Genomic DNA, 13492 nt, shown 5'->3' on the forward strand with positions numbered 1-13492 from the left:
ATTTAACTGCGGGCGATGTAACGATGTTTCCAGCAGTTAAATGCTTATATTCGTATCTGTTAACCCAGATATCGATATGATTGTTAAAACCTACGGCAGCGCCATCCTCGGCGTAAATGCCATCACCATTACCATAGAGGTAAATGTATCTTCCAAAGGCAACAAATTATTTATAGTAGGACTACCAGATAATGCGGTAAAGGAAAGCGAGCGGCGTATTGAATCCACTATTCAGTGCATGGGCCTGCGTATGCCCAGAACACGCACAGTGGTAAATATGGCGCCCGCCGCTATCCGCAAGGCCGGCGCTGCGTATGACCTGCCCATTGCCGCGGGTATTATTGCTGCCTCCGGGCAGGCCTCTCCCGTTCATCTTGAGCATTACCTGATGATGGGCGAGTTGTCGCTGGATGGTACCATTCAACCGATCAAAGGTGCGCTGCCAATGGCCATGCAGGCACTGAAAGATGGTTTCAGCGGCTTTATACTGCCCAAACAGAATGCGCTGGAAGCCGCCATGGTTAGTGGTTTGAAAGTGTATGGCATTGCTCACATTTCGGAGGCCATTAATTTTTTAAATGACCCGGATTGCCTCATACCTGTAACGGCTGTCCGTGACGAATTTTACGCCACGCAGGACCATTGGGGCATTGATTTCAGCGAAGTAAAAGGGCAACAGCATATTAAACGCGCCCTTGAAATAGCCGCCGCTGGTGGGCATAATGCCATATTGATTGGTCCGCCGGGAGCAGGAAAAACTATGCTGGCAAAACGTTTGCCCACCATCCTTCCACCGCTCACATTGCAGGAGGCGTTGGAAACCACTAAAATCCATTCTGTGGCAGGGAAGCTCCCCGAGCACACTTCGCTGATCACGCACCGCCCGTTCCGTTCTCCGCATCATACCATCAGTGATGCGGCATTGGTGGGTGGTGGCAGCATTCCCCAGCCGGGAGAAATTTCACTGGCGCATCACGGCGTATTATTCCTGGACGAACTGCCGGAGTTTAAACGCAAGGTGCTGGAGGTGATGCGGCAGCCGGTAGAAGAAAGAAGAGTGACTATTTCCCGTGCCAGAACAGCCATCGACTTTCCAGCCAGCTTTATGTTGCTGGCGTCTATGAATCCCTGTCCGTGCGGGTATTTCAACCATCCCGAAAAAGAATGTTCCTGTGCGCCCGGGCAGGTACAGGAATACCTGAATAAGGTATCCGGTCCGCTGCTGGATCGTATAGACCTGCACGTAGAAGTAACGCCGGTAAAATTTGCGGACCTGTCGTCCTCCAGTGCGGCGGAGAAAAGTACGTATATACGTAACCGTGTGATTGCTGCGAGGGCGATCCAGGCAAAGCGGTTTGCCGGTCATGACGGCGTGTATTGCAATGCACAAATGCATAGCCGGTTGCTGGCCACGGTATGCGTTATCAGTGATAAATGCAGGGAGCAGCTGGGGCAGGCGATGCAAAAACTAAAGCTCTCCGCACGTGCATACGACCGGATACTGAAAGTAAGCAGAACGATAGCCGATCTGGAAGGCAGTCACAGTGTAGAACCTGCACATATGGCGGAGGCCATACAGTTCAGGAGTTTAGACAGAGAAAACTGGGGGAACTGAGCATGGATCAATGGCCGCTGCCAGCGGTAACGATGGTGGCGCACACATTATTCCGTTAAACGCCCAGGTCTTCCTTATAACTTTCGCTCAGCTTACGCTGCATCTCAGCAGGAACGGGTGCATATTCCGCAAACTGGGATTTCAGCTTGGCTTTGCCCTGGGTAACATTGCGCAGTGCAGCAAACAGTTTATCTATTTCTGCCTGTGGGGTGCGTGCTTTGATCACCTGGTAACCATTCAGTGTATCCATTCCCGTTATGATGCTGCGATGTGTTTGCAGTTCGCTCATTATGTCGCCCATCATAACATCGGGGGCTACGGCTTCCAGGTCGTACACCGGTTCCAGCAACTGCGGGGCGGCCTGGTGGAACGCTTCGCGAAAAGCCATCATACCGGCTATTTTAAAGGAAATATCGTTACTGTCTACCGGATGCATTTTACCATCGTATACGCTTACACGTATATCGCGTACATATGATCCGGTTAGCGGGCCTTCCTGCATTTTTTCCATCACGCCTTTGAGGATAGATGGCAGGAAACGGTTGTCGATAGCACCGCCTACGATACAATTGTTGAATACCAGTTTGCCGCCCCAGTTCAGCGCTATTTCTTCCGAATCGCGCACGGTATGTTCCTTGTAGGGCGGCATACCCTCGTACCAGGGTTCTATTTTCATGTATACCTCTCCAAACTGGCCGGCGCCACCGGATTGTTTTTTATGGCGATAGGAAGCCTGGGCAGGCTTTTGGATGGTTTCGCGGTACGGTATTTTGGCGGCGTGAAAAGCCACCTGCATTTTATAAATATTTTCAAGGCGCCATTTGGTCACCAGCAAGTGCAGTTCTCCCTGCCCGTGGAGGATCACCTGTTTTAGTTCGCGGTTGAACTCCACTAGGAGGGTTGGATCTTCCATGTGTATTTCCGCAAGCACTTCGCTGAGTTTTTCATCGTCGCCTTTATTTTTTGCTTCAATGGCCACCCTCACTTTAGGGGCGGGAAAATCGATGGGAACAATTTGCCCGGGGAAATTCTTTTCGGCCAGTGTATGATTGGTGAGGGTACTTTTCATTTTAAGCGTGCAACCGATATCCCCGGCCTGCAGGCGCTCTATGTTATTGCGGTTCTTTCCGTCTGCGATAAACAGCTGGCTGATACGCTCGGTAGTATTGCCCTGTTCGTTGATAAGCTCCATACCGCCTTTTACTTCTCCCGACATTACCTTAAAATAAGTGAGCCTGCCGATATGCGGCTCCTGTAAGGTTTTAAAAACAAATAATCCTGCCGGACCAGCAGGATTACAGGGAACAGGTTTACCTCCGGTAGTAACTTCGGCAGGCATTTCCGCTGCACCGGGAGCTACATTATCGATAAATCCCATGAGGCGGCCGCTGCCCATATTATTTTTGGCGGATAAACAGAACAGGGGGAATACGTGGTGATTGAGCATGCCTATTTTGATGCCTTGCCGGAGTTCATCTTCATCCAGGCTTCCTTTTTCAAAATACAGTTCCATGAGGGTATCGTCGTTTTCTGCTGCTTTTTCCACGAGTTCGTTGTGCAGCTGGTCGGCTCTTTCCTTTTCGCTGTCGGGGATGGGAAGTTTTTCGGGTTTGCCGCCTTTTTCGGGAAAGCGGTACATGGTCATTTTCAGGAGATCGATGATCGCATTGAATCCGGGGCCGGCATTTACGGGGTACTGCATAATAGTAACAGGCTGACCGAATACCCGGGAGGCGTCTTCCACGGTTTTATTAAAATTGGCCAGTTCAGCATCCAGCTGGTTAACGGCCAATATGGTGGGTTTCCGGTATTTGTCCACATAATCCCATACCAGTTCTGTACCTACTTCCACTCCATACTGGGCATTGAGCAGGAGAACAGCGGTGTCGGATACGCGGATGGCTGCAATTACTTCCCCGATAAAATCTTCCAGTCCGGGTGTGTCTATAATATTTATCTTATAATCTTTCCATTCGGTGTGCAACAGGGTGGCATATACGGAGTTTCCCCGTTCGTGCTCAATATCGTGGTAGTCGGACACGGTATTTTTCTCTTCAATTGAGCCTCGTTTACTGATGATGCCGGCTTCAAATAACATGGTTTCGGAGAGGGTAGTTTTGCCGCTTTTGGGTGCACCTAACAGTACGATGTTTTTGATGTGTTTTTCATCATACGTCTTCATATGTGGAGATTTATTTAGATAATAGATACTCACCTGTGTCTTTACAAAGAACTTACTATTAAGTTAACGTTTTTTGACTAAAATAGCCAGTACTTTTCCCCGGAATATGTGACAACATACAGTAACTTTGCACCTCAGGAAAACGGACATATGAAACTATTACTGCATTATTTGAAGAGATATAAATGGTTGGTCGTATTAGCAATGGCTCTGGCCAGTATTAACCAGCTTTTCTCACTGATGGACCCTATGATCTTCGGATGGATCATTGACAGGTTCGCTTCTCATCCAAAAACTTTTAAGGGTGGCACTATGTTCCGGCCGGAGAACGAGTACCTCACAGGGGTACTGCTGCTGGTTGGCGCTGCGATAGGCGTTGCAATGGTATCCAGGATCGCTAAGGCTTTCCAGGACTATTTTGTGAACGTAATTGTTCAGAAATTCGGCGCCCAGGTATATACGGATGGCTTGAAACACTCACTCCGGCTGCCATACCAGCAGTTTGAAGACCAGCGCAGCGGTGAAACGCTGGCTATTCTCCAGAAAGTGCGGGTAGACTGTGAAAAATTCATCACCGCCTTTGTGAATGTGCTTTTTGTATCGCTGATAGGTGTATTGTTTGTGATGGTATACGCCACCACCGTACACTGGAGCCTTCCCTTCGTGTATCTGACCGGCTGTATTTTACTGACTATCCTGATGAGTTTACTGAGCAGGAAAATTAAGGTGATACAGAAGACGATCGTAAAAGAAACCACCGCGCTGGCAGGATCAACGACAGAATCGCTCCGGAACATTGAACTGGTAAAGAGTTTGGGCCTCTCCAACCAGGAAATCAGGCGTTTAAACTCCACTACCATGAAGATCCTGTTGCTGGAACTGAAAAAAGTGCGGAGCATCCGCAGTATCAGTTTTGTACAGGGTACTTTTGTGAACCTGATGCGCTCTGCCATCCTGTTCCTGCTGCTGTTCTACATTTACCGCGATGTAGTGAGCATTGGGCAGCTGATGACCTTACAGCTGTATTCCTTCTTCATTTTCGGACCATTACAGGAACTTGGTAACATTATCCTGAATTACCGCGAAGCGCAGGTATCACTGCTGAATTTCCAGAGCATCCTGAATACGCCGGTAGAGGAAATGCCCGCCAATCCTATCAGGGTTACGCATATTGATGAACTGCAATTCAAACAGGTAGGATTCAAGCACCTGACTGCAGCCACCAAAGCACTTGATAAGGTGAACTTCTCCGTAAATGTAGGGGAAACCATTGCGTTTGTAGGACCATCGGGGTCCGGTAAAACCACGCTGGTAAAGCTGCTGGTAGGATTATACAAACCAAATGAAGGGCATATCTACTACAATGGCATTGATGCCAATGAAGTAGATATGGAAGACCTGCGTCACCAGGTAGGTTTTGTGACACAGGATACCCAGCTGTTTTCAGGTACCATCCGTGAAAACCTGCTGTTTGTAAATCCGGGCGCCACTGATGCCGACGTAATGGAAGCACTGGATAAAGCTTCGTGTTATTCTTTACTGGCCAGGGCCGACAAGGGCCTTGAAACGGTAATCGGCGAGGGCGGTATTAAAATTTCCGGTGGGGAAAAACAACGTTTATCCATAGCCAGGGCGTTGTTGCGCAGACCGCGTTTACTTGTATTTGACGAGGCAACCTCCGCGCTGGACTCTATTACAGAGGAAGAAATTACTAAAACCGTACGTGAAGTAACGGCCAGCAAACAGCATATTACCGTGATGATTGCGCACCGTTTAAGCACTATTATGCATGCCGACCGTATTTACGTGCTGGAAAAAGGACAGATCGTGGAAATGGGTAAGCATGCCGACCTGGTAGCTGAAAAAGGACTTTACTATGCGATGTGGAGACAACAGATCGGCGAGCGCAAAACAGAAGCGGTGTAAGCTCCACTTTCAGTTGCTGAAAGTAATTGATTAATTTTGCAGCATGAGTACACAACAGCCCAGGCGCCCTAACTATTTTGTCAGCATGCTGACTATGAAATGCCCGAGATGCAGGAAAGGAGATATGTTCAGAGATCAGAATCCGTTTCACGTGAAGTTTTCGAAGATCTTTAATATGTATGATCACTGCCCTGTATGCGGACAAAAATATGAGTTGGAAACTGGCTTCTGGTTTGGAACGGGCTATGTTAGTTATGCTTTATCGGTGGCATTCAGTGTGTTTAACCTGATCTGGTTCTGGTTATTTTTTGGATTAACCTGGAGAGATAACAGCATTTTTATCTGGCTTGCCGTGAATGGGGTCCTGTTGGTACTTATACAACCATGGCTGATGCGGCTATCCAGGGCTATTTATCTTTATTTCTTTGTGTATTATGACGACGATACAGAGAAACTGGAAAAGCCGACACATCAACATTAAAAAAAATAACTGAAAAAAATATGGGGCTGTAAAAACAGCCCCTTTCTTTTTCAACCAAAATCTGAACCAATGGTGGTCAGAAAAGTCTTAATAACAAAAACCAATTTTTGAAAACTGAGGGGACTGTTCCTCCTGGCAGGACATTCAATCTGACACTTACATAATTAACGATCCTCTAAACTACAAAATCTATCAATATTTCAATTAAATATTTACATCAATGGTAAAACCACCGTGTATTTATACTGAAAAAACGATTTTACTTATCAAGCCCGTCAGGACCGGGTTTACGTCCGATACGGCAAATTAATATAAATTAGAAAAGATCATAACGTTATTATTAAAAATAATGTATAAGTAACCTTTATATATTAACAGGAGTCATGATGAGTTCCGTAAAAATTCAATAGCTTTATCTTTCAAACAGTTACTTATCGTGCAAAGAACCTTATTACTGCTCCCTGTTTTACTACTTGGCTGCAAACAGCCGGCTACCAAAACCCCGCAGGAAGCAACTCCGGCCGATGTTACCGGAGCCCAAACAATACCAGTCCCTTTTAGCCTTATAAGTGGAAATATAAACAGCGACAGCGCTGTGTTTGAGGCGGCAGGCATTACGGCTTCCATCGCCAATTCGGGATCGGGCATGCAAACCATCCATATTACGCGGGAAGGCAAACGGCTGATCAACTACATGCGGGCGATTGATTCCGCTGCTGCAACCATACCGGTGCCTCAACTGATGATAACGGGAACGGATACTGCGGTTGGATTTAATACCGAACCCGCGGCCAACCGGAAGATCTTCTTCAAAATAAAAAATAACAGGGCTACCTATACTAAAATGAGAAACGCTCCGGCAGGACCGGCGCCTGACACCATAAAAAAAGCCCCTGCTGACGCAGGAGCTCTTTAAAAGAAACCTTAACACTATTTGAAATCAATCGGAATTGCAAGCTTCACACTGAAATTCCGGCCAACGTTATATACGCCTGATCTGCCCGTTACTTCATTGATGGGTGCATACTTCAACCTGCTCAGGTGATTCTGGTAAGCCACATCTGTTAAGTTATTGACAGCGAAATGCAGGGAGAACAAAGTTTTATTCTTCTTATTTACAAAATCACTGCCTAACCCTGCGTTAAACAAAGTATAACCGGAAGTAGGCGTTTCTGTTTCGTAAGCTGAAAACACATCGTTCTGCGCAAAGTTCAGGTCCATCTGCACACCGATATAAGCATTATGCAACGGACTTTTTCCCACTTTTTTAAATCTTCCTTTTAATTCAGACAGCCAGTGTGCCGCCGGAATATTAGGCAGGTATTTCGTAGAGTCGCTGCTGTTAGCAGTAGTAGCCCTTACGTACGAGAAAGTATTCTCAAAATGAAGCCAGTCGATCGGATGCGGGTGAATATCCACCATCAGCTCTCCGCCATACAGGTTGGCATCTGTTTGCTGGTATTTAAATGCCGCATATCCTTCGTCATTATCCGTTGCCGGAATAGAGTCTGTACCGGCTGCATTAAACAGTTTGCGGGAGAATATGAAGTTATTGATATGATTGTAAAACAGGCTGGCCGACAGGGAAACGTGCTGAGTATTGAAATCCACTCCTGCATCTACCTGTGTGCTTACTTCCGGTTTCAGGTCCTGGTTACCATATTCGTATTTGATGGTTCCTTCATGCACGCCGTTAGCAGACAGTTCTGCCACATTAGGCGCACGGAAACCTCTTGCTGCATTGAGTTTCAGCACTACCTGTTCGCTGGCTTCATAGCTGAGGCCTATGCTACCGGATACGTTATTGAAGTTGCGTTTGAATGCATCAAATTTTGAATCCCCTGTATTGGATGGTTTGCCATCTGCATCCAGGAACAGTGATTTGGCGTTCATGGAACGGTTATCAAAACGCAGTCCGCCGCTCAGTGTGAGTTTATTAAAAGTTTTGCTTGTTACCGCGAAAGCGCCAAAGTCGAACAGATCGTATGCAGGGATCAGGAATTCTTCTCCCTTGTTCTGATTTGTTTGTTGCATGCCATTCACCCCTACAGTTGTTTGCCAGCCGCTCATTTCAGGCAGATAATATTTCAGCGCGTAGTTGAAAGTTTGCAGATGCAGGTACAATTCCGGTGTGGAAGGTTCCAGCACGTTACCGAATTCGCGGCGCTGGTTCAGCTGATAACCCAGAGTAAGACCAATACGACCACCATTATGCAGATAGAGGTTGTTGTCCCATACTATTTTCTGGTGGTTGATCTGTTGCTTGGGTACCGTCATGCTGTACGATTTATTATCGCTGCTGGTGGCGGGTACTTCTTCTTCTGTGCCGTTGTTGTTGATGAGTTTCAGGAAATCGCCGTTGCTGTCGCGGTCACCTTCCACCAGCCCGAGGTGCTGGTTAAAGGACGTGAAGCTCAGGTGAGAGTAGCCCCATTGTTTATTGATCCCGATATTAGCGCCGAAGTTGGTGTTATTAAAGCGGGAATTAAATACGTAATCGTCGTATTTATTCTTGTAGTCGTGCGCTTGTTTTTGTGTTACGAAAGCGCCCCAGCTAAAGCCGTTGTTATTACCGGCAATGTCGGCATGATAGGCCATCAGTCCGTTGTTGGTCTGATAGTTGGCTTCCACGTTGCCTTTAATTTTTCCCAGGGGCAGCGGTGCAGGCGGCACAATGTTCACCACACCGGCCAGTGCATCTGAGCCGTAGATGAGGGAGGCAGGGCCTTTCAGCACTTCAATCCTGCTTACATTGTAATCGTCGATTTCAATTCCATGTTCATCGCCCCATTGCTGGCCTTCCTGGCGTACGCCGTCGCCTACCACCACTACGCGGTTGTAGCCAAGGCCACGGATAAAGGGTTTGGAGATGGCCGGGCCGGTAGAAAGTTGTGTAACACCGGGCACTTTGGCAATAGCGTCTATAATGTTGGTAGAAATATTATCGTCGAGATAGTCGCGGCGGATTACGTTGATGGGCGTTGGTGTTTTCCTTGCAGATGTTGCCAGGTTGGCGCCGGTGATTACGATTTCATTTTTTTCTATCAGTGTTTCCCCGAGTTCAAAATCCCGGGTAGTAGCGCCGGAAATAGCTACGGGAGCACTGAATGCGGCGTAACCGATGTAGTGTACATCTACTACATACTTTCCTTTTGGAAGATTTTTGATGATATAGTTTCCCTGTGCATCAGCGGCAGCGCCAACGCGGAGATCCGGCAGGTAAACAGTAGCGCCGGGTAACGGTGTATGGGTTAATTTATCCACCACTTTACCGGTTAATGAATTTGAGTATTCCCCTTCTTCGGGGTTAGTGCCGGCATAGGCAGCAGGTAACGCCAGTAACATTACACTCCAAAGGCCGAGTATAAATACACGCAAATAATGCATATCTGAAAAATATAGAATCAGTAATAAAGAATAAACAACATGTACCGATGGTTCACGTTGCAAAAGAGAAGTTATGCCAGCTGTGCGGGCGGCGCTCTGGGAGTAAGATTAAAATAAGGGACGTGCGTGGTTTCCGGTAACGTAAGCGGAGAAAATACCCAGATTACTTTTTGGACCGGTGCTATATATAAAGTAACAAATGACTCATAAGGTTCTACCCCTATCTGCAGAAAATCACAGTGCCGGTGATGTTCAGATATCGTGAGGCCATCGTGTTGATGGAGGGGATCTGTTGTATCGTGGTGACCTGCAAATTCGTGTATAAATTCCCTTGGGATGGTATTTAGAGAAAATACACCCAGGAGAATAATCGCTAATATTTTATGCAGATAGCTCTTGTACACGGAGGCAAAGGTAGCAAAATCCATCTATTTGCAACAGCGTTGCACGAATATTAATGAAATTATAAGGTCAGTTTACTTTCAGCATAGGTCTTACCTGTTGTACCGGGCCGTTCTGGAAGCGGGCGTAGTAAATACCATTGGGCAGGCTATGCGCATCGAAGGTGAACGTATAGGTGCCGGGCGTATGTACTTTATTGACCGGTACGCTGATGAGGCGGCCGGTGGTATCAAAGATCTGGACCAATGTATTGCCGCTGCCGGTGATATAGGTAATAGTGGTATAATTTGAAAATGGATTGGGAGAGTTGGTTATCAGCTTCTTATCATCTGTATTCAGGTCGGGCAGGCCAGTGATGGTACCACAGGCCACGCCGCTGATGAGGGGCAGGCGTTGGTAGTCTTCCCGGAGAATAGTTTTCAGCACGGTTTGATCCACGCAGAACCATTGTTCCAGGATAGACGCATAGATAGAGCGGAAGTCGTACTGCATGGGGATGTTATCAATTACAGAAGAAGCGTCCGGCAGTGCGGGTGAATTTCCGAGCACACCCTGGTTCACGTAATCTCCGAAAATGATAATGGGGGCGGCAGCGCCGTGATCCGTACCCATACTGTAGTTCGATTTGATGCGGCGGCCGAATTCGGAGAAGGTCATGCCCACTACCCTGCGGGAAGCGTGCAATCCTTTCAGGTCGTCCATAAAGGCTTTGATGGCATCGGAAACGCCACCGAGCAGGTTAGCGTGACCTCCTTTGGTGGTATCACCACCTTCTGTTTGGTTGGCATGCGTGTCAAAGCCGCCGGTGCTTACCATGTAGAGCTTTGTTTTCAGTCCGCCGGCTACCAGGCGGGCAACGATTTTCAGTTGTTCCGCGAGGCTGTTATTGGCCGGGTAAGCGCCCTGTGAGGTCACTTTTTTCGCGGCTGCGGTGATGGCCTTTTCGTAGCTATTGGTTTGTTTGGCGATGAGGCGAATATATTCCAGTTCTTTTCCCCATTTGGTATTGGGAACAGGATCTGTTACACCATCGATCAGGTTATAGAAATCCGTAGCGCTGGTGATAGCGATGCCCATGCTGGCGTTGGGGCCCTGGAAGGCGGGCGATACGATAGAGCCTATCTGTACAGCCAGCGGATCGGGCGCCTTATCGTTGGGATATCCATCCGGGAAACCTTCAAATTGTGTATCCAGGTAGCGTCCTGCCCAGCCGGTGGTGAGCACTTCGTTGGAATTAGACCCTGTGAGCCAGATATCGGTAGCGCGGAAGTGTGAGAAATTGGGAGAAGGGTATCCGACACTTTGAACGATACTTACTTTTCCGTCGTTATACAATTTCTGTATGCCTGTCATAGCGGGATGCAGGCCTGATTTAATATAATTATCGAGGCGGAGTACTTTTCCTTCCTGGATAGCGATATTGGAACGTGCGGCCTGGTATTTACCGTATACATCCAGTGGGATGACCATGTTGAGGCCATCATTACCGCCGGTCATCTGGATCATAACCAGTACGTGATCATTATCTGCCGAGGCGGTGCTCAGTGCGTCCAGCATCGGGGATGAACCGAAAGCTTTGATAGAAAAGCCATTGATTAAAGTTGGCAGGATAGCAGCTGGTGCTGTATATTTCAGGAAGTCTCTTCTTTTCATAAAAAGGTTTTTCTGCTATCAGGATAATTGATATTCAGACAGGTCCATAATGTATTTATACAGGGCCTGGAGGCGGCTTTCCACATTATCTTTCAGGGTGGCATCCGAAGGCGAGGCTTTCCATGCGTTCCAGGCCTGCGTCCAGTAGTAGTTGCTATCAGGGCTTTGGTCGCTCAGGAGGATTTTATTTTTCAGAAATCCTTTAAGGTTATCGGAAACGCCTACACGATAAAGTATATCCAGGGAATCGTTGACCAGTGCTACGGGGTCTTCCGGGTGAGGAAGGCGGCTGGCAAAAGCGAGTGTGTCTATACGGACGCCGTTATAACCGTTGCTGCTGACGAGGCCATCGCTGAAGCGGTTACGTTTGGGCAGTGTATCTGTATTGATCCACAGTTCATGAAACGAAGGGGCCTGGTAGTATGCGTCCCATCCGGCTACCAATGGGGGATCTCCGAAGTTTTGCAGCATCGAAGCGGCCCTGTCGTGGACCACAGCCCATGCTTTATATTGATTGGTATAATCCGAAGGGAAGGTGATGCCATATTCGCGGCAGATACCGATGCAGAAGTCGGCGGGACTTTTAATCAGGCAGGCCATGTTCAGCGGATCAAAGAAATGTTCGCTGGTGAACAGTGCGTTGAGCGTGACTTTAATATCATAGCCGCTGCTGCGGAAAATATCTGCCAGTGGTGTAATTACATTCTGTTCCGTGGCGGCATCAATATCATAATACACAAAGAAGCGGTATAGTTTACGGCAGATAAATTTTGCGACCTCCGGTTGCAGGAAGATGATCGTGAGGAGTTCATCCAATTCTTTAGCGCCATCCTGGCCTGTTTTACCAGAGATAACTTTATTGAGATAGAATCCTGAAAATTCTTTGTTGGTAAGATCGTGTTGTGTGGTATCGAATAAGCTGACGATGTTGGTTCTATCTACCCGGAAGCCGGTGAGTACGCGGGCGGTGGCCCTTACATCATCTTCTGTATAATGGGAATCGGGGCCTTTTCCTACGGTAAAAAGTTCGTGCAGTTCCCGTGCATAATTTTCATCCGCGGCGCCCTTGGAGTTGAGGTATCCGTTGAGATACACCAGCATGGCCGGATCCAGGGTTATTGCCTTTGTAAGATCTTTAAAATTACCGAGGGCATGTTTACGCAGGGTAAGGTTATATTGGTAGATAAACCGGCTATCGCCAACCATGCCAGTTTCTGTAACGAAATGATTGTGCCAGAAGAGCACCATCTTTTCGTGTATGCTTGCCTGTTGGTTAATCATCTGGCCTGTCCACCATGCTTTATAGGAGTCAATTCTTTTTCTTTCCAGCATTTCATCACCGAGGGGAGCTTTTACCCATGTGGCACCGGGCGTAACGCCGGTGTCATCGATACCGTAGTTGTTAACGGGAGGAGCAGGATCTGGCTGCGCGGTGAGCAATGTATCTACTGCCTGCTGCATACTGAGGCTGCTGAAGGCATTGACGTTTGCGGGTGTAACCCCGAACAGGGTGCGTTTCAGCAGGTGAATGCGTTGTAAAGTATCCCAAGCGCCGGTATACGGAGTAATGCCGGTGGCGGTACGGGCGACAGTAGTGGCAGTCCGCTGTTGCTGGCGGTCAGGTGATAAGGTTAGGAATTGTCTGCGATCCATAAGGCGATATGGTTGATGGCTTAGGGGCCGATTATAGCGCCAAATTAACAAAAAGTTTAATCTAATTAAAAAGAAAGTGAGATTATATTAATAAGAAGTTTCACAATGATATTTTTTATATCATATTGATATCTAAATTATCATTTTAATATCTATCTAATTACTTTGATATCAATTTGTTACAAAATATTTT

Annotated in this window: 9 protein-coding genes; 4 read left to right on the top strand and 5 right to left on the bottom strand. The window is 47.4% G+C overall.

The genetic code is table 11. The annotated features are described in order from the left end of the window. Window positions 1-76 precede the first annotated feature (76 nt). Complete coding sequence (locus tag QFZ48_RS07190; RefSeq protein WP_429061741.1) at window positions 77-1615, top strand: YifB family Mg chelatase-like AAA ATPase; 1539 nt, start codon at window positions 77-79, stop codon at window positions 1613-1615. Window positions 1616-1670: 55 nt separating this feature from the next. Here QFZ48_RS07190 and QFZ48_RS07195 read toward each other — a convergent pair whose 3' ends face one another. Continuing rightward, window positions 1671-3797: an elongation factor G gene (locus tag QFZ48_RS07195; RefSeq protein ID WP_429044605.1), complete on the bottom strand. Its 2127-nt coding sequence runs from the start codon at window positions 3795-3797 to the stop codon at window positions 1671-1673. Between the two features lie 150 nt (window positions 3798-3947). Here QFZ48_RS07195 and QFZ48_RS07200 point away from each other — a divergent pair, with 150 nt between their 5' ends. The 3 genes from QFZ48_RS07200 to QFZ48_RS07210 all read left to right on the top strand — a co-directional run bounded on the left by QFZ48_RS07200 (window position 3948) and on the right by QFZ48_RS07210 (window position 7120). Then, window positions 3948-5723 (top strand): ABC transporter ATP-binding protein, encoded by a 1776-nt coding sequence (locus QFZ48_RS07200; RefSeq protein ID WP_429061743.1) that lies wholly within the window; start codon window positions 3948-3950, stop codon window positions 5721-5723. Window positions 5724-5766: 43 nt separating this feature from the next. Then, the gene (locus QFZ48_RS07205; RefSeq protein WP_429061745.1) at window positions 5767-6204 is read left to right on the top strand and encodes a DUF983 domain-containing protein; all 438 of its coding nucleotides are present in this window, start codon (window positions 5767-5769) and stop codon (window positions 6202-6204) included. A 436-nt stretch (window positions 6205-6640) separates the two neighbouring features. Beyond that, window positions 6641-7120, top strand: coding sequence for a hypothetical protein (locus QFZ48_RS07210; RefSeq protein WP_429061747.1), 480 nt, complete (start codon window positions 6641-6643; stop codon window positions 7118-7120). Window positions 7121-7134: 14 nt separating this feature from the next. Here QFZ48_RS07210 and QFZ48_RS07215 read toward each other — a convergent pair whose 3' ends face one another. From QFZ48_RS07215 to QFZ48_RS07230, 4 genes are all read right to left on the bottom strand, one after another. Beyond that, window positions 7135-9591, bottom strand: a complete 2457-nt coding sequence (locus QFZ48_RS07215; RefSeq protein ID WP_429061748.1) for a TonB-dependent receptor — start codon at window positions 9589-9591, stop codon at window positions 7135-7137. A gap of 71 nt (window positions 9592-9662) precedes the next feature. Further along, window positions 9663-10019: a hypothetical protein gene (locus QFZ48_RS07220; protein ID WP_429044594.1), complete on the bottom strand. Its 357-nt coding sequence runs from the start codon at window positions 10017-10019 to the stop codon at window positions 9663-9665. Between the two features lie 43 nt (window positions 10020-10062). Beyond that, a complete protein-coding gene (locus tag QFZ48_RS07225) occupies window positions 10063-11646 on the bottom strand; it encodes a DUF1501 domain-containing protein (RefSeq protein WP_429044591.1) in 1584 nt (527 codons plus the stop codon). A gap of 18 nt (window positions 11647-11664) precedes the next feature. Further along, window positions 11665-13299 (bottom strand): DUF1800 domain-containing protein, encoded by a 1635-nt coding sequence (locus tag QFZ48_RS07230; RefSeq protein ID WP_429044588.1) that lies wholly within the window; start codon window positions 13297-13299, stop codon window positions 11665-11667. Between the last annotated feature and the right edge of the window lie 193 nt (window positions 13300-13492).

This window comes from Chitinophaga sp. W2I13, assembly GCF_050434005.1.
Classification (GTDB): domain Bacteria; phylum Bacteroidota; class Bacteroidia; order Chitinophagales; family Chitinophagaceae; genus Chitinophaga.

What these genes read in the sequence shown, in the direction of transcription:
- QFZ48_RS07190 (WP_429061741.1), top strand. Translation starts at nt 77, where the DNA reads ATGATTGTTAAAACCTACGGCAGCGCCATCCTCGGCGTAAATGCCATC.
- QFZ48_RS07195 (WP_429044605.1), bottom strand. Translation starts at nt 3,797, where the DNA reads ATGAAGACGTATGATGAAAAACACATCAAAAACATCGTACTGTTAGGT.
- QFZ48_RS07200 (WP_429061743.1), top strand. Translation starts at nt 3,948, where the DNA reads ATGAAACTATTACTGCATTATTTGAAGAGATATAAATGGTTGGTCGTA.
- QFZ48_RS07205 (WP_429061745.1), top strand. Translation starts at nt 5,767, where the DNA reads ATGAGTACACAACAGCCCAGGCGCCCTAACTATTTTGTCAGCATGCTG.
- QFZ48_RS07215 (WP_429061748.1), bottom strand. Translation starts at nt 9,591, where the DNA reads ATGCATTATTTGCGTGTATTTATACTCGGCCTTTGGAGTGTAATGTTA.
- QFZ48_RS07220 (WP_429044594.1), bottom strand. Translation starts at nt 10,019, where the DNA reads ATGGATTTTGCTACCTTTGCCTCCGTGTACAAGAGCTATCTGCATAAA.
- QFZ48_RS07225 (WP_429044591.1), bottom strand. Translation starts at nt 11,646, where the DNA reads ATGAAAAGAAGAGACTTCCTGAAATATACAGCACCAGCTGCTATCCTG.
- QFZ48_RS07230 (WP_429044588.1), bottom strand. Translation starts at nt 13,299, where the DNA reads ATGGATCGCAGACAATTCCTAACCTTATCACCTGACCGCCAGCAACAG.